The organism is Winslowiella sp. 2C04 (assembly GCF_050037805.1).
GTDB classification, from domain to species: domain Bacteria; phylum Pseudomonadota; class Gammaproteobacteria; order Enterobacterales; family Enterobacteriaceae; genus Erwinia; species Erwinia toletana_A.
Window position 1 is genome coordinate 4,331,086 of sequence record NZ_CP188300.1, and the last position, 18,428, is coordinate 4,349,513.

Below are 18,428 nucleotides of genomic sequence, written 5' to 3' on the forward strand. Positions count from 1 at the left end.
TGAAACAACGATGAAAATAATCATATTGGGTGCCGGACAGGTTGGCGGAACACTGGCGGAGAATCTTGTTGGCGAGAACAACGACATTACGGTGGTGGACACCGATGGCGTGCGTTTGCGCCAGCTGCAGGATAAATTCGATTTACGCGTGGTGCAGGGGCATGGCTCACACCCGAGAGTACTGCGCGAAGCCGGTGCCGAAGATGCCGATATGCTGGTGGCAGTAACCAGTTCGGATGAAACCAATATGATTGCCTGCCAGGTTGCCTACTCGCTGTTTAATACGCCAAATCGTATCGCGCGTATCCGTGCACCTGACTATATCCGCGATGCTGACAAGCTGTTTATTCCCGAAGCGGTGCCTATCGATCACCTTATCGCACCTGAGCAGCTGGTTATCGACAATATATATCGCCTGATTGAATATCCGGGCGCCTTGCAAGTGGTGAATTTTGCTGGCGGCAAAGTCAGTCTCGCAGTAGTGAAAGCCTATTACGGCGGCCCGCTGGTCGGCAACGCACTGTCAATTATGCGTGAGCATATGCCGCATATCGACACCCGCGTTGCCGCTATTTTCCGCCAGGATCGACCTATTCGTCCTCAGGGATCTACCATTGTTGAAGCCGGTGATGAAGTGTTCTTTATTGCCGCCAGTCAACATATCCGGGCGGTGATGAGTGAACTGCAACGACTGGAAAAACCCTATAAGCGCATTATGCTAGTCGGCGGCGGTAATATTGGATTTGGTCTGGCGCAACGACTGGAGAAGAATTACAGCGTTAAACTGATCGAACGTAATCAGCAGCGTGCTGCCGAACTGGCAGAGCAGTTGCAGGATACCATCGTGTTTTATGGCGATGCCTCAGACCAGGAATTACTGGCAGAAGAGCATATTGAGCAGGTCGATCTGTTTATTGCCGTCACCAATGATGATGAAGCTAACATTATGTCAGCCATGCTGGCGAAAAAGATGGGAGCAAAAAAGGTGATGGTACTGATCCAGCGTAAAGCCTACGTCGATCTGGTTCAGGGTAGCGTGATAGACATTGCCATCTCACCGCAGCAAGCCACCATCTCTGCGCTGCTGGGCCATGTGCGTAAAGCCGATATTGTCAGTGTTTCCTCATTACGCCGCGGCATCGCTGAAGCTATCGAAGCCATTGCCCATGGTGACGAAAGCACTTCGCGGGTGGTTGGCCGCTTAATTGATGATATAAAACTGCCGCCGGGCACCATCATTGGTGCCGTTGTACGCGGCGATGATGTGATGATTGCCAATGACAATCTGCGCATTGAACAAGGCGATCATGTGATTATGTTCCTGACCGATAAGAAGTTCGTTCCTGACGTTGAACGACTCTTCCAGCCAAGTCCTTTCTTCCTCTGATATACACAGGAGTCAGTAAAGTGGCTCCCGGCTAATATCAACTAATTGCAGTAAGAAATGGCAAACGGCGAATCGTTTGTTAAACTTTAGCCATTGGCACAGGAATGGAGATAACAATGAGTTTATTCAAAGAGTTTCGCGACTTTGCGATGCGTGGCAACGTCGTCGATTTGGCAGTGGGTGTAATTATTGGTGCAGCGTTCGGCAAGATCGTCTCTTCACTGGTAGCGAATATTATCATGCCGCCGTTAGGACTTCTGATTGGCGGAGTCGACTTTAAGCAATTTGAATGGGTACTGAAACCTGCGGTGGGCGAAGCGCCTGCTGTTGTCATGCAGTACGGCGTATTTATTCAGACCGTGTTCGATTTCGTGATTGTTGCGTTTGCTATCTTTATGGCAATTAAATTGATGAACAAGATGTACAAGAAGAAAGAGGCTGCGCCAGCGAAAACTCCAGCGCAAGAAGTCCTGCTTACTGAAATCCGCGATCTGTTGAAGCAACAAAATAACCAGCCGTAGCTGAAAAAAAACCGTCGAAAGACGGTTTTTTTTTACCTGAAACCAGAAAGCCAGTGGTAAGAATCTGCTTTGCATTCTTACCACTGGCCTCCCAGTTACCTTTTCCTGCATGCTTATCTTTACGTCGATAGCTACCTTTTCCTTTCTGATTCACTTCAATGCGCGGTTTAAACAACGGGTCATGAAGCAGCGCTTCGATAGCGTTATCGCGTATCTTGCCTTTTTTATGCTGGTAAACGGTCATGATATTTTCCTTTGTGATTAACGCGAAGAATATAGGCTCGATTTGTCTGAATTTCAATCTGCTTTCGCATTGATAGTGGTGGCCCCCTGTTCTAAAGCCTCAAGAATTGAGCAATAAGCACTGCTGTGATCCGCGCCGCAACAGGCATCATTCAGCCGTTTAAGCGAGCGCTGCATATGTTGTAGCTCATTAATCATTTCCTCAACTTCGCCGAGCCGCTTTTGCACGATAGTTTTCGACTCATGGCAAGTATGCTGCTCGGGATCGATACGTATCGACAGTAGCTCACGAATTGAATCAAGAGTAAAACCCAGCTGTCGGCCATAGCGAATAAATTTAAGACGTTGCAGATCTTTCTCCGTATAGAGACGAAATCCCCCTTCGGTTCTCACCTCATGCTCCATCATCTGCTGCTTTTCATAATAGCGAATGGTGTCCGGGGTTACGTCCGCCAGCCTGGCCAGTTGTCCGATACGATACATTAATTATTCTCCGCAAAGCGCTGTTTTACATGGTGACGATATTCACCATCGAGAAATCCGGTCGACAGGCCAGCCTGCTTTAACTTCATTTCAAGTAGCGTCAAGCGCTTAAGATTAGGCTGATAGCGTTGATCGTCAGGTTCAAGCGATTGAAGTAAAGCATCAAGCTCGACCGCTTCACGTTTCATTTCCAGTTCTGGAGGTAAATAGCCGGAATTTTTCAGTAGCCGATAGGATGCCCGCAGTTCTGGTGGAACATGGCTGTCATCATCAAGGATCAGCGGTTTTCCCGCGCCCGGAAGTTGATCGAGTTCGCCAGCGGCCTGCGCCTCACGGATATGTTGTTCAACGAGTTGGTCAATTAACCACATCACCTTCTCCTTTACAGAAGTGAGCTATGGATAGCATAACCAAATATCAGACGGGAAGTACGAAGAATTTTGGATATAAAAAAACCGGGCAAGCCCGGTTTTTCTACGTTACTGCAGATTACTCTGCAGCAGCTTCTGCTTGCAGCTCTGGACGATCAACCAGCTCGATGTAAGCCATCGGAGCGTTGTCACCAGCGCGGAAGCCACACTTCAGAATGCGAGTGTAACCACCGGCACGGCTCGCGAAACGCGGGCCCAGCTCGTTAAACAGTTTTGCCACGATCTCGTTATCACGAGTACGGGCGAATGCCAGACGACGATTAGCTACGCTGTCGGTCTTGGCAAGAGTAATCAGCGGCTCAACTACGCGACGCAGCTCTTTCGCTTTCGGCAGGGTCGTCTTGATGATCTCATGACGAACCAAAGAGCCAGCCATGTTGCGGAACATAGCCTGACGATGGCTGCTGTTGCGGTTCAGTTGACGACCACTCTTACGATGGCGCATGACCTTATCCTTCTCAGTGAAACCTTAACCTGTGATCGGGTTATTCATCAGCAATGCTAGCTGGTGGCCAGTTTTCCAGGCGCATGCCCAGTGACAGACCACGTGATGCCAGCACATCTTTAATCTCGGTAAGAGATTTCTTACCAAGGTTAGGCGTTTTAAGCAGCTCAACCTCGGTACGCTGTACCAGATCACCGATGTAGTGGATAGCTTCTGCCTTAAGGCAGTTAGCAGAGCGGACAGTCAATTCCAGATCGTCAACAGGGCGCAGCAGGATCGGATCGAATTCTGGTTTCTCTTCTTTAACTTCCGGCTGACGAACATCACGTAAGTCAACGAAAGCTTCAAGTTGTTCTGCCAGGATGGTTGCCGCACGGCGGATCGCTTCTTCAGGATCAATAGTGCCGTTGGTTTCCATTTCGATGACCAGCTTGTCCAGGTCAGTACGCTGCTCAACACGCGCCGCTTCAACATTGTAGGCTATACGGTCTACAGGGCTGTAGCAGGCGTCGACTAACAGACGACCGATCGGGCGCTCATCTTCTTCCGAATGAATTCGGGCAGAAGCCGGCACATAACCGCGACCGCGCTGAACTTTGATACGCATATTAATAGCTGCGTTCTCATCGGTCAGGTGGCAGATCACGTGCTGCGGCTTGACGATTTCGACATCACCATCATGGGTGATATCGGCTGCAGTCACAGGGCCAATGCCAGATTTATTCAGGGTAAGAATAACTTCATCTTTGCCTTGAACTCTTACCGCAAGCCCTTTCAGGTTGAGAAGGATTTCCAGGATATCTTCCTGTACGCCCTCTTTGGTGCTGTACTCATGCAGTACACCATCAATTTCAACCTCGGTCACCGCGCAACCCGGCATGGATGAAAGCAGAATACGGCGCAGTGCGTTACCAAGAGTATGGCCAAAGCCACGCTCTAAAGGCTCAAGGGTCACCTTGGCGTGCGTCGAACTGACTTGCTCGATATCTACCAGGCGCGGTTTTAGAAACTCTGTCACAGAACCCTGCATTGTGTCCTCTCTTTGGTACTAAGCTTTACTTGGAGTAAAGCTCGACGATCAGGTGTTCGTTAATGTCCGCAGACAGATCGGTACGTTCAGGAATACGTTTGAACACACCTTCCATCTTAGTCGCATCAACTTCCAGCCAGGTTGGCTTTTCACGCTGCTCAGCCAGCTCCAGAGCGGCTTTAACGCGAGACTGCTTTTTGGCTTTCTCGCGGATGCTAACAACGTCATTCGGAGTTACCTGATAAGAAGCGATGCTGACAACGCGGCCGTTTACCATTACAGATTTATGGCTAACCAGCTGACGTGCTTCTGCACGAGTAGCGCCAAAGCCCATACGGTAAACTACGTTATCCAGACGACCTTCCAGCAGAGCCAACAGGTTTTCACCGGTGTTGCCTTTCAGACGTGCTGCTTCTTTGTAATAGTTGCGGAACTGACGCTCCAGAACACCGTACATACGGCGAACTTTTTGCTTTTCACGCAACTGCACACCATAGTCAGACAGACGCGGTTTACGCGCACCGTGCTGGCCAGGAGCTTGTTCAATCTTACACTTGGTATCAATCGCGCGAACGCCAGACTTAAGGAACAGGTCTGTACCCTCGCGACGGCTCAGCTTGAGCTTAGGACCCAAATATCTTGCCATTTTCTTTCTCCAACATTCCTAAAAACGTGCGTTATACGCGACGTTTTTTCGGCGGACGACAACCGTTGTGAGGGATCGGAGTCACATCAGTAATATTAGTGATGCGGAAACCAGCAGCGTTCAGAGCACGAATCGTTGATTCGCGGCCTGGACCCGGACCCTTAACCATAACTTCCAGGTTCTTGATACCGTAATCTTTCACGGCTTCTGCGCAACGTTCTGCAGCGACCTGCGCAGCGAACGGCGTAGATTTACGAGAACCACGGAAACCGGAACCACCGGCAGTTGCCCAACCCAGTGCGTTACCCTGACGATCAGTAATAGTAACGATGGTGTTGTTAAAAGAAGCATGGACATGAGCCACGCCGTCAGAGACTTGTTTTCTTACACGCTTACGTGCACGAACTGGTGCCTTTGCCATTATTCAATCACCCCGATTATTTCTTGATCGGTTTACGCGGACCCTTACGGGTACGTGCGTTGGTCTTAGTACGCTGACCGCGAACTGGAAGACCACGACGATGACGCAAACCACGATAGCAACCAAGGTCCATAAGACGCTTGATGCTCAGGGTGACTTCACGACGCAGATCGCCTTCAACGACGAACTTTGCAACTTCATCACGCAGCGTGTCAATTTGTTCTTCAGACAGCTCTCTGATCTTAACATCTTCAGCGATACCCGCAGCGGCGCAAATGGCCTGGGAGCGAGTCTTGCCGATACCGTAGATCGAAGTTAATGCGATAACGGTATGTTTCTGATCAGGAATGTTAATGCCTGCTATACGGGCCACTATGCACTCCTACTATTCAAATATGCGCTCCATGCTGAAAAGCCCGTTTTCAGGATACTCAAATGGAAACGCATAGACATACAAAAGATTGGCTGGCTAATCTAGCCAGCTCAACCCGACTTTGCAAGAAAAATATGTGAAAATCAGCCTTGGCGCTGTTTATGCTTTGGCTCGGCACTACAAATCACACGCACAACACCGTCGCGACGGATGATTTTGCAGTTACGACATAATTTCTTGACGGAAGCACGAACTTTCATTTTTACTCTCCGTAACTTCTCAAGCTCCTGAAAATGGCCTTAGCCTTTCAGGTTTGCTTTCTTCAATGCAGACTCGTATTGACTAGACATCATCAGAGTTTGCACTTGAGCCATAAAGTCCATGATGACAACGACTACGATCAGCAGTGATGTACCGCCGAAGTAGAATGGAACTTTCATCGCATCACGCATGAACTCCGGGATTAGGCAGATGAAAGTAATGTACAGTGCACCGACCAAGGTCAGGCGAGTCATTACTTTATCGATGTACTTCGCCGTTTGCTCTCCCGGACGAATTCCTGGTACAAATGCACCAGACTTCTTCAGGTTATCTGCTGTTTCACGCGGGTTGAAAACCAACGCCGTGTAGAAGAAACAGAAGAAGATGATTGCAGTCGCATAGAGTAACACATACAGCGGCTGTCCTGGCTGTAAATACATCGAAATTGTAGTCAGCCAGTTCCAACCGGTACCACCACCGAACCAGGACGCAATTGTCGCCGGGAACAGGATGATGCTGGAAGCAAAGATAGCAGGAATTACACCGGCCATATTCACTTTCAACGGTAAATGTGTGCTCTGCGCAGCATAGACACGACGGCCTTGCTGACGTTTCGCATAGTTCACCACAATGCGGCGTTGACCACGCTCAACGAAAACAACGAAGAAGGTCACTGCAAATACGAGAACTGCAACCAACAGCAACAGGAGGAAGTGCAGGTCGCCTTGCCGCGCTTGCTCGATGGTATGGCCAATGGCCGGCGGCAATCCCGCAACAATACCAGCGAAGATAATGATCGAGATACCGTTACCGATACCTCGTTCAGTAATCTGTTCGCCCAGCCACATCAGGAACATTGTCCCGGTAACCAGACTCACAACAGCGGTAAAGTAGAATGGGAAGCCTGGGTTTAACACCAGGCCCTGCATTCCAGGCATATTCGGTAAACCGGTAGCAATACCGATAGACTGAAATATAGCCAATACCAGAGTACCGTAACGGGTGTACTGGCTAATCTTACGACGGCCAGCCTCCCCTTCTTTCTTGATCTCTGCCAGGGCGGGATGAACCACCGTCAGCAGCTGGATAATAATCGATGCCGAAATATACGGCATGATACCCAGAGCAAAAATAGAAGCACGGCTCAGAGCACCACCAGAGAACATGTTAAACATTTCAATGATGGTGCCACGCTGTTGCTCAAGCAGTTTGGCAAGTACAGTGGCATCGATACCAGGGATCGGAATAAAAGAGCCAATGCGGAAGACAATCAGCGCACCAATTACAAACAGAAGTCTGCGTTTTAGTTCGCCAAAACCACCCTTGGCACTTTGAAAATCTAATCCCGGTTGCTTAGCCATCTGCTACTTATTCCTCAATTTTACCGCCAGCAGCTTCGATTGCAGCACGAGCGCCTTTAGTGACACGCAGACCGCGAACCGTTACCGGTGCAGAGACTTCGCCAGACAGAATAACTTTAGCGAATTCAATCTGAATACCGATAATGTTAGCCGCTTTCAGCGTGTTCAGGTCGACGATCCCGCCTTCAACTTTCGCCAGGTCAGACAGACGAACTTCTGCCGTAACCATTGCTTTGCGAGAGGTGAAACCGAATTTCGGCAGACGGCGGTACAGAGGCATCTGACCACCTTCGAAACCGCGACGTACGCCACCGCCAGAACGAGAGTTCTGACCTTTGTGACCACGACCACCGGTTTTTCCGAGGCCAGAACCAATACCACGACCCAGACGCTTCGGTGCGTGTTTAGACCCTTCGGCCGGAGACAGAGTATTTAAACGCATCTGTTACTCCTCCACTTTAACCATGTAGGAAATCGCGTTAACCATACCGCGTACAGCTGGCGTGTCTTCACGCTCTACGGTGTGGTTAATACGACGCAGACCCAGGCCAAGCAGCGTTGCCTTGTGTTTCGGCAGACGACCGATTGCACTGCGGGTTTGAGTAATTTTAATAGTCTTTGCCATGGTCATTACCCCAGAATTTCTTCAACGGATTTACCACGCTTGGCAGCGACCATTTCCGGGGAATTCATATTGCCCAGGCCATCCAGAGTTGCACGAACCACGTTGATCGGGTTGGTGGAACCATAGGCTTTAGCCAGAACGTTATGAACCCCAGCGACTTCCAGAACGGCGCGCATTGCACCACCGGCGATGATACCAGTACCTTCTGAAGCCGGCTGCATGAACACGCGGGAACCTGTGTGAACACCTTTAACAGGGTGTTGCAGGGTGCCGTTGGTCAGCGCGACGTTAATCATATTGCGACGGGCTTTTTCCATCGCTTTCTGGATCGCTGCTGGAACTTCACGCGCTTTGCCGTAACCAAAACCGATGCGACCATTACCGTCACCTACCACAGTCAATGCTGTGAAGGAGAAAATACGACCACCTTTTACAGTTTTAGATACACGGTTTACCGCGATCAGCTTTTCCTGCAGTTCGCCAGCTTGTTTCTCGATGTGTGCCATCTTACACCTCTACCTTAGAACTGAAGGCCAGCTTCACGAGCAGCATCTGCCAGTGCCTGGACGCGACCATGATATTGGAAACCGGAACGGTCGAAAGAAACATCTTTGATGCCTTTTTCGAGAGCGCGTTCAGCCAGTGCTTTACCCACAGCAGCCGCAGCGTCTTTGTTGCCGGTATACTTCAGTTGTTCAGTGATAGCTTTTTCTACAGTAGAAGCAGCAACCAAAACTTCAGAACCGTTCGGAGCAATGACCTGTGCGTAAATATGACGCGGAGTACGATGTACTACCAGGCGAGTTGCACCCAGCTCTTTGAGCTTGCGACGTGCGCGGGTCGCACGACGGATACGAGCAGATTTCTTATCCATAGTGTTACCTTACTTCTTCTTAGCCTCTTTGGTACGCACGACTTCGTCGGCGTAACGAACACCCTTGCCTTTATAAGGCTCAGGACGACGGTAGGCGCGGATGTCAGCTGCAACCTGGCCGATCAACTGTTTATCAGCGCCTTTAAGCACGATTTCAGTCTGAGTCGGACATTCAGCAGTGATTCCCGCTGGCAGCGCGTGTTCAACTGGATGAGAGAAGCCAAGAGCCAAACTCACCGAGTTGCCTTTAACGGCCGCACGATAACCTACACCAACCAGCTGCAGCTTCTTAGTGAAGCCTTCGGTAACACCGATAACCATTGCGTTAAGCAGCGCGCGAGAAGTACCCGCCTGCGCCCAGCCGTCAACGAAACCTTCGCGCGGAGCGAAAGTCAGAGCGTTGTCAGCATGCTTAATTTCAACAGCATCATTGATAGTACGAGTCAGCTCGCCGTTTTTACCTTTAATCGAAATAACCTGACCGTTGAGTTTTACCTCTACGCCGGCAGGAATGACGACAGGTGCTTTAGCAACACGAGACATTCTTTCCTCCGATTAAGCTACGTAGCAGATAATTTCGCCACCAAGACCTGCCTGGCGCGCTGCACGATCAGTCATAACACCTTTAGAGGTAGAAACAACGGCAATACCCAGTCCTGCCATAACTTTAGGCAGTTCGTCTTTGCGCTTATAAATACGCAGACCTGGACGGCTTACACGTTGAATGCTCTCTACCACAGCCTTGCCCTGGAAATACTTTAAAGTCAGTTCCAGTTCTGGCTTGGTGTCGCCTTCGATTTTAAATTCTTCAATATATCCTTCTTCCTTCAGCACGTTGGCAATTGCCACTTTTAGCTTGGAGGAAGGCATGGTGACCGCAACTTTGTTCGCGGCCTGACCGTTACGGATACGGGTCAGCATATCCGCGATCGGATCTTGCATGCTCATCTGTCTTTACTCCCGTGATTCAATTGGTAATTACCAGCTAGCCTTTTTCAAGCCAGGTACTTCACCGCGCATTGCGGCTTCACGAAGCTTAATACGGCTCAACCCGAATTTGCCCACATAACCATGTGGACGGCCAGTTTGGCGGCAGCGGTTACGCTGACGGGACGGGCTGGAATCACGCGGCAGAGTCTGCAGCTTAAGAACAGCATTCCAACGATCTTCGTCGGATGAGTTCACACTAGAGATGATAGCTTTCAATTCCTCGCGTTTAGCGCGGTATTTATCAGCCAGTTTTACGCGAACGACTTCGCGTGCCTTCATCGATTGCTTAGCCATGAAGTAACCCTACCTTACTTGCGGAACGGGAAGTCAAAGGCAGCCAGCAGAGCACGGCCTTCATCGTCAGATTTCGCAGTAGTGGTAATGGTAATATCCAAACCACGAACGCGATCGACTTTGTCATAGTCGATTTCTGGGAAGATGATCTGCTCACGAACGCCCATGCTGTAGTTACCACGGCCATCGAATGACTTAGCGGACAAGCCACGGAAGTCACGGATACGTGGAACAGCAATAGAAATCAGACGCTCAAAGAACTCCCACATGCGCTCGCCACGCAGAGTCACTTTACAGCCGATCGGATAGCCCTGACGGATTTTGAAGCCTGCAACTGATTTGCGTGCTTTGGTGATCAACGGTTTTTGACCGGAGATTGCTGTCAGGTCAGCTGCTGCATTATCCAGCAGTTTCTTGTCAGCGATCGCTTCACCAACACCCATGTTCAGGGTGATCTTCTCGACCCGAGGGACTTGCATGACAGAATTGTAGCCAAACTCAGTCATGAGTTTTTGGACTACCTCGTCTTTGTAGTAATCATGCAGTTTCGCCATCGTACTACTCCAAATTACTTGATAGTTTCGCTATTAGACTTGAAGAAACGGACTTTTTTGCCGTCTTCGAATCTAAAGCCTACACGGTCAGCCTTGCCGGTTGCCGTATTGAAGAGTGCAACGTTAGAAACCTGCAGAGCAGCTTCCTTTTCAACGATGCCACCTGGTTGGTTCAGGGCCGGAACCGGCTTCTGATGTTTCTTAACCAGGTTGATACCTTCAACAATGACCTTACCAGAAGACAGGACATTCTTAACTTTACCGCGCTTACCTTTATCTTTACCGGTCAGCACGATAACTTCGTCATCGCGACGGATTTTAGCTGCCATTGCTCGCTCCTTAGAGTACTTCTGGTGCCAGAGAGATAATTTTCATGAACTTTTCATTACGAAGTTCACGAGTTACCGGCCCAAAAATACGCGTACCGATAGGTTGCTCGCTGTTATTATTTAAAATAACGCATGCATTACCATCGAAGCGAATGACAGAACCGTCCGGGCGACGAACACCCTTCTTGGTGCGCACCACTACCGCCTTCAGCACATCACCCTTCTTAACCTTACCGCGAGGAATTGCTTCCTTGATGGTAATTTTGATGATGTCGCCTACGCCTGCGTAGCGACGGTGCGAGCCACCCAGAACCTTGATACACATTACGCGACGTGCACCGGAGTTGTCGGCGACGTTCAGCATAGTCTGTTCTTGGATCATTTTAGTGCTCCGCTAATGTCAACTACTACTTCGGGACCTGATACAGGTCGTTAGAAAGCCCCATAATTGAGGGCGCGGCATTATAACACCGGATCTCGCATATGGGTAGAAAAAATGAACGGCTCGACAGAGCCGTTCATTTTATTTTTAAAGAAAGGTGATTCTATTACAGAATCGCTTTCTCTACAACGCGAACCAGAGTCCATGACTTAGTCTTGGACAGTGGACGGCATTCGCGGATTTCAACCACGTCGCCGATACCACATTCGTTGTTCTCGTCGTGTACGTGCAGTTTAGTCGTACGCTTGATGAATTTACCGTAGATCGGGTGTTTCACAAAACGTTCAATCGCAACAACGATGGATTTCTCCATTTTGTCACTCAGGACACGACCTTGCAGAGTACGGATTTTATCGGTCATTACGCACCCGCCTTCTCAGTCAGTAAAGTCTTAACGCGTGCAACATCACGACGCACTTGCTTCAACAGATGACTCTGTTGCAGCTGGCCGGATGCTGCCTGCATGCGCAGGTTAAATTGCTCACGCAGCAGATTAAGCAGCTCAGTGTTCAGCTCTTCAACGCTTTTTTCACGCAGCTCTGTTGCTTTCATTACATCACCGTCTTAGTTACAAAGGTGGTTTTGATAGGCAGTTTTGCTGCTGCCAGCTTGAATGCTTCACGGGCCAGCTCTTCTGGTACGCCGTCCATTTCATACAGGACTTTACCAGGCTGGATCAAGGCAACCCAATACTCCACGTTACCTTTACCTTTACCCATACGCACTTCCAGCGGCTTCTCGGTGATCGGTTTGTCCGGGAATACACGGATCCAGATCTTACCTTGACGCTTAACTGCACGGGTCATAGCACGACGTGCTGCTTCGATCTGACGTGCAGTCAGACGACCACGGCCAACAGCTTTCAGACCGAAAGTACCGAAGCTAACATCCGTACCCTGCGCCAGACCACGGTTGCGGCCTTTGTGCACTTTACGGAATTTTGTACGCTTTGGTTGTAACATCAGCGACTCTCCTTACTTACGGCCTTTACGCTGCTGCTTTTTAGGTTGAGCAGCCGGTTCCGGTTGTTCAACAGCAGCCATACCACCCAGGATCTCACCTTTGAAGATCCATACCTTAACGCCGATTACACCATAAGTGGTGTGCGCTTCAGAGGTGTTGTAGTCAATGTCAGCACGCAGGGTGTGCAACGGCACGCGGCCTTCACGGTACCATTCAGTACGCGCGATTTCAGCACCGCCCAGACGGCCACTAACTTCAACTTTAATACCTTTAGCGCCCAGACGCATTGCGTTCTGTACAGCACGCTTCATAGCACGACGGAACATCACACGACGCTCCAGCTGTGAAGTGATGCTGTCAGCAACCAATTTAGCGTCCAGTTCCGGTTTACGGACTTCGGCGATATTGATCTGTGCAGGAACGCCAGCGATATCCGCTACGACCTTGCGCAGTTTTTCTACGTCTTCGCCTTTCTTACCGATTACGATGCCAGGACGAGCGGTGTGAATAGTCACACGGATGCTCTTAGCCGGACGCTCGATAACGATACGAGATACGGACGCTTTAGCCAGTTCTTTAGTCAGGAACTGACGAACTTTAAAATCGCTGTCCAGGTTGTCAGCGAATTCTTTGGTATTGGCGAACCAGGTAGAGTTCCAGGGTTTAACAATACCCAGTCGAATACCATTAGGATGTACTTTCTGACCCATTGCTAGTCTCCAGAGTCTCAGCGATCGGACACAACCACAGTAATGTGGCTGGTGCGCTTCAGGATGCGATCTGCACGACCTTTTGCACGCGGCATAATGCGCTTCATGCTTGGGCCTTCGTCGACGAAGATTTTCGTGACTTTCAGATCATCAATGTCAGCGCCATCGTTGTGTTCGGCGTTAGCAATGGCAGATTCCAGAACTTTCTTGACCAGTACAGCCGCTTTCTTATTGGTGTAGGTCAGAATGTCCAGAGCCTGCGACACTTTCTTACCGCGTACAAGGTCAGCCACCAGGCGAACCTTTTGAGCAGAAGAACGAGCGTGGCGATGTTGAGCTAAAGTTTCCATCTCTTCCTCCTGCCTTAGCGTTTCTTGGCTTTTTTGTCGGCCGCGTGTCCGCGATAAGTACGAGTCGGCGCAAATTCACCCAGTTTGTGACCAACCATTTCGTCGGAAACAAAGACTGGAACGTGCTGACGACCATTATGGACAGCGATGGTCAAACCGATCATGTTAGGAAAGATCGTTGAACGACGGGACCAAGTGCGCAGGGGCTTCTTGTCACCGCTTTCCACCGCTTTCTCTACCTTCTTCAGCAAGTGCAGGTCAATAAAAGGACCTTTCTTGAGAGAACGTGGCATGGCTTATCCTCTAAAATTATTTGCTACGGCGACGTACGATAAATTTATCAGTACGCTTGTTGCTACGGGTCTTCTTACCTTTGGTCTGAACGCCCCACGGGGTTACCGGGTGCTTACCAAAGTTACGACCTTCACCACCACCGTGCGGGTGATCGACTGGGTTCATCGCAGTACCGCGAACGGTAGGACGAACACCACGCCAACGAGTTGCACCGGCTTTACCCAGAACGCGCAGCATGTGCTCAGCGTTACCGACTTCACCCAGGGTCGCGCGGCAGTCTAATTCGACTTTACGCATTTCACCTGAACGCAGACGCAGGGTAACGTAGGAACCTTCACGCGCAACGATCTGCACGTAAGCACCAGCAGAGCGAGCAATCTGACCGCCTTTGCCTGGTTTCATTTCTACGTTGTGAACGGTAGAACCCACTGGGATGTTACGCATCGGCAGGGTGTTACCTGCTTTAATCGCAGCATCAACGCCAGACTGAATCTGGTCGCCAGCTTTCAGGCCTTTAGGGGCCAGGATATAACGGCGCTCGCCATCTTTGTACAGAACCAGCGCGATGTTCGCGGAGCGGTTCGGATCGTACTCAAGACGTTCAACAGTTGCCGGGATACCGTCTTTGTTGCGTTTGAAGTCAACAATACGGTAAGCCTGCTTGTGACCACCACCGATATGACGGGTAGTGATGCGACCATTGTTGTTACGGCCACCGGATTTGCTGTTTTTTTCTACCAGCGGGGCAAATGGTTTGCCCTTGTGCAGCTCTGGGTTCACCACTTTAACTACGTGACGACGACCCGGAGATGTCGGTTTACATTTAACAATTGCCATTGTTCTTCTCCTCCGACTTACTCAGCGCCGCCGACGAAGTCCAGATTCTGGCCTTCTTTCAGGGTGACGTAAGCTTTTTTCCAGTCGCTACGACGACCAATACGCTGTCCGTGACGTTTTGATTTCCCTTTAACTAACAGGGTATTCACGACTTCAACTTCAACTTCGAAAAGTTTCTGAACAGCGGCTTTGATTTCTGCTTTGGTCGCGTCTTTAGCAACTTTGAGAACGATGGTGTTGGTTTTTTCCATCGCAGCAGATGCTTTTTCAGATACGTGCGGCGCGCGCAGTACTTTCAGCAGACGTTCTTCACGGATCATGCCAGCATCTCCTCAACTTGCTTAACTGCGTCAGCAGTCATAACGACTTTGTCGAAGGCGATCAGGCTAACTGGGTCGATGCCCGCTGCATCACGTACGTCAACCTTGTACAGGTTACGTGCGGCCAGGAACAGGTTCTCTTCCAGTTCGCCAGTGATGATCAGCACATCTGCCAGAGCCATGTCTTTCAGCTTCTCTACCAGCAACTTAGTTTTAGGTGCTTCCAGAGAGAACTGCTCGACAACGATCAGGCGTTCTTGACGTACCAGTTCGGACAGGATGCTTTTCAGCGCGCCGCGGTACATCTTTTTGTTAACTTTTTGACTGTGGTCCTGTGGCTTCGCAGCGAAGGTCACACCACCTGAGCGCCAGATTGGGCTTTTTACAGTACCCGCACGCGCACGGCCGGTGCCTTTCTGACGAAACGGCTTTTTACCGGAACCAGTTACTTCAGCACGGGTCTTCTGAGCACGAGTACCTTGACGGGCACCTGCTGCATAAGCAACAACAACCTGGTGTACCAGCGCTTCGTTGAAATCACGACCGAAGGTAGTTTCGGAAACAGTCAGCGCGCTTTGCGCGTCTTTCAATACTAATTCCATGGCTATCCCCTTACGCCTTCACAGCTGGTTTAACGATCAGGTCGCTACCGGTAGCACCGGGAACTGCACCTTTAACCAGCAGCAGGTTGCGCTCAGCGTCAACACGCACAACGTCAAGGCTCTGAACGGTTACGCGCTCATTACCCAGCTGTCCTGCCATTTTCTTGCCTTTGAACACTTTGCCCGGAGTCTGGTTCTGACCGATAGAACCCGGAACGCGGTGAGACAAGGAGTTACCGTGGGTAGCATCCTGAGTACGGAAGTTCCAGCGCTTTACAGTACCGGCAAAACCTTTACCTTTAGATGTACCAGTCACGTCAACTTTTTTCACTTCAGCGAAAATGTCGACATTAATGCTCTGACCTACGGTGAATTCTTCGCCTTCAGCAGTACGGAATTCCCACAGACCACGGCCAGCTTCAACACCAGCTTTAGCAAAATGACCTGCTTCAGGCTTAGTTACACGGTTAGCTTTTTTAGCACCGGTAGTTACCTGCACAGCAGTGTAACCGTCGTTTTCCAGGCCTTTGACCTGAGTAACGCGGTTTGCTTCAATTTCGATCACGGTTACTGGGATAGAAACGCCATCTTCAGTGAAGATGCGGGTCATGCCCACTTTTTTACCGACTAAACCAATCATTGTTTCAACCTCTCAATCGCTCAATGACCTGATTAACCCAGGCTGATCTGCACGTCAACACCGGCAGCCAGATCCAGACGCATCAGAGCATCAACCGTTTTTTCAGTTGGCTCAACGATGTCAACCAGACGCTTGTGAGTGCGAATCTCGTACTGATCACGCGCGTCTTTGTTAACGTGCGGGGAGATCAGAACGGTAAAGCGCTCTTTGCGGGTCGGCAGCGGGATTGGACCACGAACCTGCGCACCAGTGCGCTTGGCAGTCTCAACGATTTCCGCAGTTGATTGATCGATCAGACGATGATCAAACGCTTTAAGACGGATACGGATTCTTTGGTTCTGCATGAGACCAGAGCTCCAATTATTTATAAACGAAAAGAATTACTACCCACATCCATTACGATTGATGGAGGAGTGTAATCGTTCAGTACATAACTCCCCAATTGGGAGTATTGTCTGGCCAGACGCGTTAACGTTAGCCTGCGACTCTAATTGAGTCGCGCCTGACATAAATGGCAGGCCGGCGTATTATACGTGAATCTGCTCATCTGGCAACCCATATTCGATGATTGACTACTGGCATCCGGAAGCTGGTGCAAATAAATCCTGACAGAGGCTGCAACTGCACTACTTGCTTGTGCAATGTTTTCCAGTTTGACGATTGCGCCAGTGACAACCCCGCCTGCCCCGCCCTATGCTGCCGGACAGTCAATGGGAGAAACTTATGGATGAGTGGCTGGTGATAGCGGCGTTGCTGACGGGCGCCGTACTGGGCAGTTTTCTTTGCCTGGTCATTGAACGTTTTCCGATGGATGCCAACGCACGCGTCTGGCTGGCACGAATTTGCCGTCCAGCTTCTGCCTGTATCTCATGCGGTCGCAGACTGGCCCTGCGCGATTTGCTGCCACTGATCAGCTGGTTGATGCTACGGGGTTGTTGCCGCTACTGTCATCAACCTATTTCGCGCTACAGTTACTATCTCGAGTCAGGTACTGCTCTGTTGTTGGCAACGGTCGCCGTTAGTTGCCCGCACCCTGCCCTGTTTGCCTGGCTAGCTCTTTTTAGTTGTGCGGTTCTGGTTCTGAGTGAAATTGATCGACGCCATCTGTTATTGCCTGATGCCATTACACTGCCGCTGCTGTGGTGCGGCCTGCTGTTTAATCTGCAACTTTCGCCGCTTCATTTGCAGCATGCACTACTTGGCGCAATATGCGGCTATATCAGTTTTCGCGGGATTAACCAGGTCTATCTCTGGCTACGGCAGCAGGAGGGAATGGGATTAGGCGACGCGAAATATTTTGCCGCGCTGGGCGCGTGGACTGGCTGGCTTTCACTGCCGTTGATTGCCACGCTGGCGGCAGCCATTGGCATTCTGGGCTGGCTGGTAAGCCGGCTGAAGGGACAAAAAACCATCCGGCAACCTTTTGGGCCGAGCCTGTCAGTTGCGGGATGGTCGGTGCTTATTGCTCAACATAGTGAAACTGACTGGTTTAATTTATTGTTTAATTTGTGATTGCAGGTAATTCTGAACGCCGATTTTTTGAATCAGATCGAGTTCGGTTTCAAGAAAGTCGATATGGTGCTCTTCATCCGCAAGGATTTCGATCATCATATCGCGACTCACATAGTCATGAACCTTGTCTGCATAGGCAATGGCCTCTCGCAGATCCTTGGCACCTTCCAGTTCCAGTACTAAATCTGATTTCAGAATCTCTTCAACATCTTCACCGATGCGCAGCCTGCCTAAATCCTGCAGATTGGGGATGCCTTCGAGAAAGAGAATGCGTTCAATGTACTTGTCCGCATGCTTCATTTCATCAATCGACTCGTGATACTCAACATCATTCAGGCGCATCAGTCCCCAATTTTTGAACATTCGCGCATGCAGGAAATACTGGTTTATAGCAACCAGTTCATTACCCAGTAATTTGTTGAGATGGTTTATGATTTTAATATCGCCCTTCATTTTGCTTCCTCCGCTTCCAGTTAATAACAGCGTAGAT

General features: G+C 50.0%; 35 protein-coding genes. 3 read left to right on the forward strand and 32 right to left on the reverse strand.

The window, feature by feature from the left end; all coding sequences use genetic code 11:
• Positions 1 to 10: 10 nt before the first annotated feature.
• Positions 11 to 1,387 carry a Trk system potassium transporter TrkA gene (trkA, locus tag ACP3TC_RS19600; protein WP_313855254.1) on the forward strand — a complete coding sequence of 459 codons (1,377 nt, stop codon included), beginning with the start codon at positions 11 to 13 and terminating at the stop codon, positions 1,385 to 1,387.
• Positions 1,388 to 1,503: 116 nt separating this feature from the next.
• A complete protein-coding gene (gene mscL / locus ACP3TC_RS19605; RefSeq protein ID WP_313855252.1) occupies positions 1,504 to 1,908 on the forward strand; it encodes a large-conductance mechanosensitive channel protein MscL in 405 nt (134 codons plus the stop codon).
• Here the strand turns inward: mscL and ACP3TC_RS19610 are convergent.
• The 31 genes from ACP3TC_RS19610 to rpsJ form a co-directional block, all read right to left on the reverse strand.
• On the reverse strand, positions 1,862 to 2,152 hold the full coding sequence (locus ACP3TC_RS19610) for an alternative ribosome-rescue factor A (RefSeq protein ID WP_313857855.1): 291 nt from the start codon (positions 2,150 to 2,152) through the stop codon (positions 1,862 to 1,864). The two genes, mscL and ACP3TC_RS19610, sit on opposite strands and share 47 nt — an antisense overlap.
• A gap of 53 nt (positions 2,153 to 2,205) precedes the next feature.
• Positions 2,206 to 2,634 (reverse strand): Zn(2+)-responsive transcriptional regulator, encoded by a 429-nt coding sequence (gene zntR, locus ACP3TC_RS19615; protein ID WP_313855251.1) that lies wholly within the window; start codon positions 2,632 to 2,634, stop codon positions 2,206 to 2,208.
• Positions 2,634 to 3,005 (reverse strand): DUF1992 domain-containing protein, encoded by a 372-nt coding sequence (locus ACP3TC_RS19620; protein ID WP_426817082.1) that lies wholly within the window; start codon positions 3,003 to 3,005, stop codon positions 2,634 to 2,636. The genes zntR and ACP3TC_RS19620 overlap by 1 nt, the downstream gene beginning before the upstream one ends.
• Before the next feature lie 118 nt (positions 3,006 to 3,123).
• Positions 3,124 to 3,510 (reverse strand): 50S ribosomal protein L17, encoded by a 387-nt coding sequence (gene rplQ / locus ACP3TC_RS19625; RefSeq protein WP_052902755.1) that lies wholly within the window; start codon positions 3,508 to 3,510, stop codon positions 3,124 to 3,126.
• 40 nt (positions 3,511 to 3,550) lie between these two features.
• The gene (locus ACP3TC_RS19630; RefSeq protein WP_017799035.1) at positions 3,551 to 4,540 is read right to left on the reverse strand and encodes a DNA-directed RNA polymerase subunit alpha; all 990 of its coding nucleotides are present in this window, start codon (positions 4,538 to 4,540) and stop codon (positions 3,551 to 3,553) included.
• A 25-nt stretch (positions 4,541 to 4,565) separates the two neighbouring features.
• Positions 4,566 to 5,186, reverse strand: coding sequence for a 30S ribosomal protein S4 (rpsD, locus tag ACP3TC_RS19635; RefSeq protein ID WP_052902753.1), 621 nt, complete (start codon positions 5,184 to 5,186; stop codon positions 4,566 to 4,568).
• A gap of 31 nt (positions 5,187 to 5,217) precedes the next feature.
• On the reverse strand, positions 5,218 to 5,607 hold the full coding sequence (gene rpsK / locus ACP3TC_RS19640; protein ID WP_004160563.1) for a 30S ribosomal protein S11: 390 nt from the start codon (positions 5,605 to 5,607) through the stop codon (positions 5,218 to 5,220).
• A 16-nt stretch (positions 5,608 to 5,623) separates the two neighbouring features.
• Positions 5,624 to 5,980, reverse strand: coding sequence for a 30S ribosomal protein S13 (rpsM, locus tag ACP3TC_RS19645; RefSeq protein ID WP_313855248.1), 357 nt, complete (start codon positions 5,978 to 5,980; stop codon positions 5,624 to 5,626).
• 143 nt (positions 5,981 to 6,123) lie between these two features.
• Positions 6,124 to 6,240 (reverse strand): 50S ribosomal protein L36, encoded by a 117-nt coding sequence (gene rpmJ / locus ACP3TC_RS19650; RefSeq protein ID WP_004160566.1) that lies wholly within the window; start codon positions 6,238 to 6,240, stop codon positions 6,124 to 6,126.
• Positions 6,241 to 6,279: 39 nt separating this feature from the next.
• Positions 6,280 to 7,602 carry a preprotein translocase subunit SecY gene (gene secY, locus ACP3TC_RS19655; protein WP_052902749.1) on the reverse strand — a complete coding sequence of 441 codons (1,323 nt, stop codon included), beginning with the start codon at positions 7,600 to 7,602 and terminating at the stop codon, positions 6,280 to 6,282.
• A gap of 7 nt (positions 7,603 to 7,609) precedes the next feature.
• Entirely contained in the window at positions 7,610 to 8,044 is a 435-nt protein-coding gene (gene rplO, locus ACP3TC_RS19660; RefSeq protein ID WP_052902747.1) for a 50S ribosomal protein L15, read from the reverse strand.
• 3 nt (positions 8,045 to 8,047) lie between these two features.
• On the reverse strand, positions 8,048 to 8,227 hold the full coding sequence (gene rpmD / locus ACP3TC_RS19665; RefSeq protein WP_024966590.1) for a 50S ribosomal protein L30: 180 nt from the start codon (positions 8,225 to 8,227) through the stop codon (positions 8,048 to 8,050).
• Positions 8,228 to 8,232: 5 nt separating this feature from the next.
• Positions 8,233 to 8,733, reverse strand: coding sequence for a 30S ribosomal protein S5 (gene rpsE, locus ACP3TC_RS19670; protein ID WP_313855244.1), 501 nt, complete (start codon positions 8,731 to 8,733; stop codon positions 8,233 to 8,235).
• A gap of 14 nt (positions 8,734 to 8,747) precedes the next feature.
• Positions 8,748 to 9,101: a 50S ribosomal protein L18 gene (gene rplR / locus ACP3TC_RS19675; protein WP_052902743.1), complete on the reverse strand. Its 354-nt coding sequence runs from the start codon at positions 9,099 to 9,101 to the stop codon at positions 8,748 to 8,750.
• Positions 9,102 to 9,110: 9 nt separating this feature from the next.
• The gene (rplF, locus tag ACP3TC_RS19680; RefSeq protein ID WP_313855243.1) at positions 9,111 to 9,644 is read right to left on the reverse strand and encodes a 50S ribosomal protein L6; all 534 of its coding nucleotides are present in this window, start codon (positions 9,642 to 9,644) and stop codon (positions 9,111 to 9,113) included.
• A 12-nt stretch (positions 9,645 to 9,656) separates the two neighbouring features.
• Positions 9,657 to 10,049: a 30S ribosomal protein S8 gene (gene rpsH, locus ACP3TC_RS19685; protein ID WP_052902739.1), complete on the reverse strand. Its 393-nt coding sequence runs from the start codon at positions 10,047 to 10,049 to the stop codon at positions 9,657 to 9,659.
• A gap of 30 nt (positions 10,050 to 10,079) precedes the next feature.
• Positions 10,080 to 10,385: a 30S ribosomal protein S14 gene (gene rpsN, locus ACP3TC_RS19690; RefSeq protein ID WP_052902737.1), complete on the reverse strand. Its 306-nt coding sequence runs from the start codon at positions 10,383 to 10,385 to the stop codon at positions 10,080 to 10,082.
• A gap of 14 nt (positions 10,386 to 10,399) precedes the next feature.
• Entirely contained in the window at positions 10,400 to 10,939 is a 540-nt protein-coding gene (gene rplE, locus ACP3TC_RS19695) for a 50S ribosomal protein L5 (RefSeq protein WP_017799046.1), read from the reverse strand.
• A gap of 14 nt (positions 10,940 to 10,953) precedes the next feature.
• Positions 10,954 to 11,268: a 50S ribosomal protein L24 gene (rplX, locus tag ACP3TC_RS19700; RefSeq protein WP_313855238.1), complete on the reverse strand. Its 315-nt coding sequence runs from the start codon at positions 11,266 to 11,268 to the stop codon at positions 10,954 to 10,956.
• A 10-nt stretch (positions 11,269 to 11,278) separates the two neighbouring features.
• Positions 11,279 to 11,650, reverse strand: a complete 372-nt coding sequence (gene rplN, locus ACP3TC_RS19705; protein ID WP_000613954.1) for a 50S ribosomal protein L14 — start codon at positions 11,648 to 11,650, stop codon at positions 11,279 to 11,281.
• Between the two features lie 166 nt (positions 11,651 to 11,816).
• Positions 11,817 to 12,071 (reverse strand): 30S ribosomal protein S17, encoded by a 255-nt coding sequence (rpsQ, locus tag ACP3TC_RS19710; RefSeq protein WP_017799048.1) that lies wholly within the window; start codon positions 12,069 to 12,071, stop codon positions 11,817 to 11,819.
• Positions 12,071 to 12,262, reverse strand: coding sequence for a 50S ribosomal protein L29 (gene rpmC, locus ACP3TC_RS19715; protein ID WP_013204129.1), 192 nt, complete (start codon positions 12,260 to 12,262; stop codon positions 12,071 to 12,073). Before rpmC ends, rpsQ begins: the two co-directional genes overlap by 1 nt.
• Positions 12,262 to 12,672: a 50S ribosomal protein L16 gene (gene rplP / locus ACP3TC_RS19720; protein ID WP_002438716.1), complete on the reverse strand. Its 411-nt coding sequence runs from the start codon at positions 12,670 to 12,672 to the stop codon at positions 12,262 to 12,264. The genes rpmC and rplP overlap by 1 nt, the downstream gene beginning before the upstream one ends.
• Before the next feature lie 12 nt (positions 12,673 to 12,684).
• Complete coding sequence (gene rpsC, locus ACP3TC_RS19725) at positions 12,685 to 13,383, reverse strand: 30S ribosomal protein S3 (protein WP_002919766.1); 699 nt, start codon at positions 13,381 to 13,383, stop codon at positions 12,685 to 12,687.
• 17 nt (positions 13,384 to 13,400) lie between these two features.
• On the reverse strand, positions 13,401 to 13,733 hold the full coding sequence (gene rplV, locus ACP3TC_RS19730) for a 50S ribosomal protein L22 (protein ID WP_052902732.1): 333 nt from the start codon (positions 13,731 to 13,733) through the stop codon (positions 13,401 to 13,403).
• 14 nt (positions 13,734 to 13,747) lie between these two features.
• Positions 13,748 to 14,026, reverse strand: coding sequence for a 30S ribosomal protein S19 (gene rpsS / locus ACP3TC_RS19735; RefSeq protein WP_004929772.1), 279 nt, complete (start codon positions 14,024 to 14,026; stop codon positions 13,748 to 13,750).
• A 16-nt stretch (positions 14,027 to 14,042) separates the two neighbouring features.
• Complete coding sequence (rplB, locus tag ACP3TC_RS19740; RefSeq protein ID WP_052902731.1) at positions 14,043 to 14,864, reverse strand: 50S ribosomal protein L2; 822 nt, start codon at positions 14,862 to 14,864, stop codon at positions 14,043 to 14,045.
• Between the two features lie 17 nt (positions 14,865 to 14,881).
• Positions 14,882 to 15,184, reverse strand: a complete 303-nt coding sequence (gene rplW, locus ACP3TC_RS19745) for a 50S ribosomal protein L23 (RefSeq protein WP_052902730.1) — start codon at positions 15,182 to 15,184, stop codon at positions 14,882 to 14,884.
• Positions 15,181 to 15,786: a 50S ribosomal protein L4 gene (rplD, locus tag ACP3TC_RS19750; RefSeq protein WP_052902728.1), complete on the reverse strand. Its 606-nt coding sequence runs from the start codon at positions 15,784 to 15,786 to the stop codon at positions 15,181 to 15,183. The genes rplW and rplD overlap by 4 nt, the downstream gene beginning before the upstream one ends.
• Positions 15,787 to 15,796: 10 nt before the next feature.
• Positions 15,797 to 16,426 (reverse strand): 50S ribosomal protein L3, encoded by a 630-nt coding sequence (gene rplC / locus ACP3TC_RS19755; protein WP_313855233.1) that lies wholly within the window; start codon positions 16,424 to 16,426, stop codon positions 15,797 to 15,799.
• Between the two features lie 32 nt (positions 16,427 to 16,458).
• Positions 16,459 to 16,770: a 30S ribosomal protein S10 gene (gene rpsJ, locus ACP3TC_RS19760; RefSeq protein ID WP_001181005.1), complete on the reverse strand. Its 312-nt coding sequence runs from the start codon at positions 16,768 to 16,770 to the stop codon at positions 16,459 to 16,461.
• Positions 16,771 to 17,149: 379 nt separating this feature from the next.
• On the opposite strand from rpsJ, the gene ACP3TC_RS19765 reads away from it, so the two are divergent.
• On the forward strand, positions 17,150 to 17,938 hold the full coding sequence (locus ACP3TC_RS19765) for a prepilin peptidase (protein ID WP_313855231.1): 789 nt from the start codon (positions 17,150 to 17,152) through the stop codon (positions 17,936 to 17,938).
• On the opposite strand, the gene bfr is transcribed toward ACP3TC_RS19765, so the two are convergent.
• Positions 17,921 to 18,391 carry a bacterioferritin gene (gene bfr / locus ACP3TC_RS19770; RefSeq protein ID WP_313855229.1) on the reverse strand — a complete coding sequence of 157 codons (471 nt, stop codon included), beginning with the start codon at positions 18,389 to 18,391 and terminating at the stop codon, positions 17,921 to 17,923. The two genes, ACP3TC_RS19765 and bfr, sit on opposite strands and share 18 nt — an antisense overlap.
• Positions 18,392 to 18,428 lie beyond the last annotated feature (37 nt).

Excerpts from the sequence above, each read along its gene's own strand:
- trkA (WP_313855254.1), top strand. The coding sequence starts at position 11 with ATGAAAATAATCATATTGGGTGCCGGACAGGTTGGCGGAACACTGGCG.
- mscL (WP_313855252.1), top strand. The coding sequence starts at position 1,504 with ATGAGTTTATTCAAAGAGTTTCGCGACTTTGCGATGCGTGGCAACGTC.
- ACP3TC_RS19610 (WP_313857855.1), bottom strand. The coding sequence starts at position 2,152 with ATGACCGTTTACCAGCATAAAAAAGGCAAGATACGCGATAACGCTATC.
- zntR (WP_313855251.1), bottom strand. The coding sequence starts at position 2,634 with ATGTATCGTATCGGACAACTGGCCAGGCTGGCGGACGTAACCCCGGAC.
- ACP3TC_RS19620 (WP_426817082.1), bottom strand. The coding sequence starts at position 3,005 with ATGTGGTTAATTGACCAACTCGTTGAACAACATATCCGTGAGGCGCAG.
- rplQ (WP_052902755.1), bottom strand. The coding sequence starts at position 3,510 with ATGCGCCATCGTAAGAGTGGTCGTCAACTGAACCGCAACAGCAGCCAT.
- ACP3TC_RS19630 (WP_017799035.1), bottom strand. The coding sequence starts at position 4,540 with ATGCAGGGTTCTGTGACAGAGTTTCTAAAACCGCGCCTGGTAGATATC.
- rpsD (WP_052902753.1), bottom strand. The coding sequence starts at position 5,186 with ATGGCAAGATATTTGGGTCCTAAGCTCAAGCTGAGCCGTCGCGAGGGT.
- rpsK (WP_004160563.1), bottom strand. The coding sequence starts at position 5,607 with ATGGCAAAGGCACCAGTTCGTGCACGTAAGCGTGTAAGAAAACAAGTC.
- rpmJ (WP_004160566.1), bottom strand. The coding sequence starts at position 6,240 with ATGAAAGTTCGTGCTTCCGTCAAGAAATTATGTCGTAACTGCAAAATC.
- secY (WP_052902749.1), bottom strand. The coding sequence starts at position 7,602 with ATGGCTAAGCAACCGGGATTAGATTTTCAAAGTGCCAAGGGTGGTTTT.
- rplO (WP_052902747.1), bottom strand. The coding sequence starts at position 8,044 with ATGCGTTTAAATACTCTGTCTCCGGCCGAAGGGTCTAAACACGCACCG.
- rpmD (WP_024966590.1), bottom strand. The coding sequence starts at position 8,227 with ATGGCAAAGACTATTAAAATTACTCAAACCCGCAGTGCAATCGGTCGT.
- rpsE (WP_313855244.1), bottom strand. The coding sequence starts at position 8,733 with ATGGCACACATCGAGAAACAAGCTGGCGAACTGCAGGAAAAGCTGATC.
- rplR (WP_052902743.1), bottom strand. The coding sequence starts at position 9,101 with ATGGATAAGAAATCTGCTCGTATCCGTCGTGCGACCCGCGCACGTCGC.
- rplF (WP_313855243.1), bottom strand. The coding sequence starts at position 9,644 with ATGTCTCGTGTTGCTAAAGCACCTGTCGTCATTCCTGCCGGCGTAGAG.
- rpsH (WP_052902739.1), bottom strand. The coding sequence starts at position 10,049 with ATGAGCATGCAAGATCCGATCGCGGATATGCTGACCCGTATCCGTAAC.
- rpsN (WP_052902737.1), bottom strand. The coding sequence starts at position 10,385 with ATGGCTAAGCAATCGATGAAGGCACGCGAAGTCGTTCGCGTAAAACTG.
- rplE (WP_017799046.1), bottom strand. The coding sequence starts at position 10,939 with ATGGCGAAACTGCATGATTACTACAAAGACGAGGTAGTCCAAAAACTC.
- rplX (WP_313855238.1), bottom strand. The coding sequence starts at position 11,268 with ATGGCAGCTAAAATCCGTCGCGATGACGAAGTTATCGTGCTGACCGGT.
- rplN (WP_000613954.1), bottom strand. The coding sequence starts at position 11,650 with ATGATCCAAGAACAGACTATGCTGAACGTCGCCGACAACTCCGGTGCA.
- rpsQ (WP_017799048.1), bottom strand. The coding sequence starts at position 12,071 with ATGACCGATAAAATCCGTACTCTGCAAGGTCGTGTCCTGAGTGACAAA.
- rpmC (WP_013204129.1), bottom strand. The coding sequence starts at position 12,262 with ATGAAAGCAACAGAGCTGCGTGAAAAAAGCGTTGAAGAGCTGAACACT.
- rplP (WP_002438716.1), bottom strand. The coding sequence starts at position 12,672 with ATGTTACAACCAAAGCGTACAAAATTCCGTAAAGTGCACAAAGGCCGC.
- rpsC (WP_002919766.1), bottom strand. The coding sequence starts at position 13,383 with ATGGGTCAGAAAGTACATCCTAATGGTATTCGACTGGGTATTGTTAAA.
- rplV (WP_052902732.1), bottom strand. The coding sequence starts at position 13,733 with ATGGAAACTTTAGCTCAACATCGCCACGCTCGTTCTTCTGCTCAAAAG.
- rpsS (WP_004929772.1), bottom strand. The coding sequence starts at position 14,026 with ATGCCACGTTCTCTCAAGAAAGGTCCTTTTATTGACCTGCACTTGCTG.
- rplB (WP_052902731.1), bottom strand. The coding sequence starts at position 14,864 with ATGGCAATTGTTAAATGTAAACCGACATCTCCGGGTCGTCGTCACGTA.
- rplW (WP_052902730.1), bottom strand. The coding sequence starts at position 15,184 with ATGATCCGTGAAGAACGTCTGCTGAAAGTACTGCGCGCGCCGCACGTA.
- rplD (WP_052902728.1), bottom strand. The coding sequence starts at position 15,786 with ATGGAATTAGTATTGAAAGACGCGCAAAGCGCGCTGACTGTTTCCGAA.
- rplC (WP_313855233.1), bottom strand. The coding sequence starts at position 16,426 with ATGATTGGTTTAGTCGGTAAAAAAGTGGGCATGACCCGCATCTTCACT.
- rpsJ (WP_001181005.1), bottom strand. The coding sequence starts at position 16,770 with ATGCAGAACCAAAGAATCCGTATCCGTCTTAAAGCGTTTGATCATCGT.
- ACP3TC_RS19765 (WP_313855231.1), top strand. The coding sequence starts at position 17,150 with ATGGATGAGTGGCTGGTGATAGCGGCGTTGCTGACGGGCGCCGTACTG.
- bfr (WP_313855229.1), bottom strand. The coding sequence starts at position 18,391 with ATGAAGGGCGATATTAAAATCATAAACCATCTCAACAAATTACTGGGT.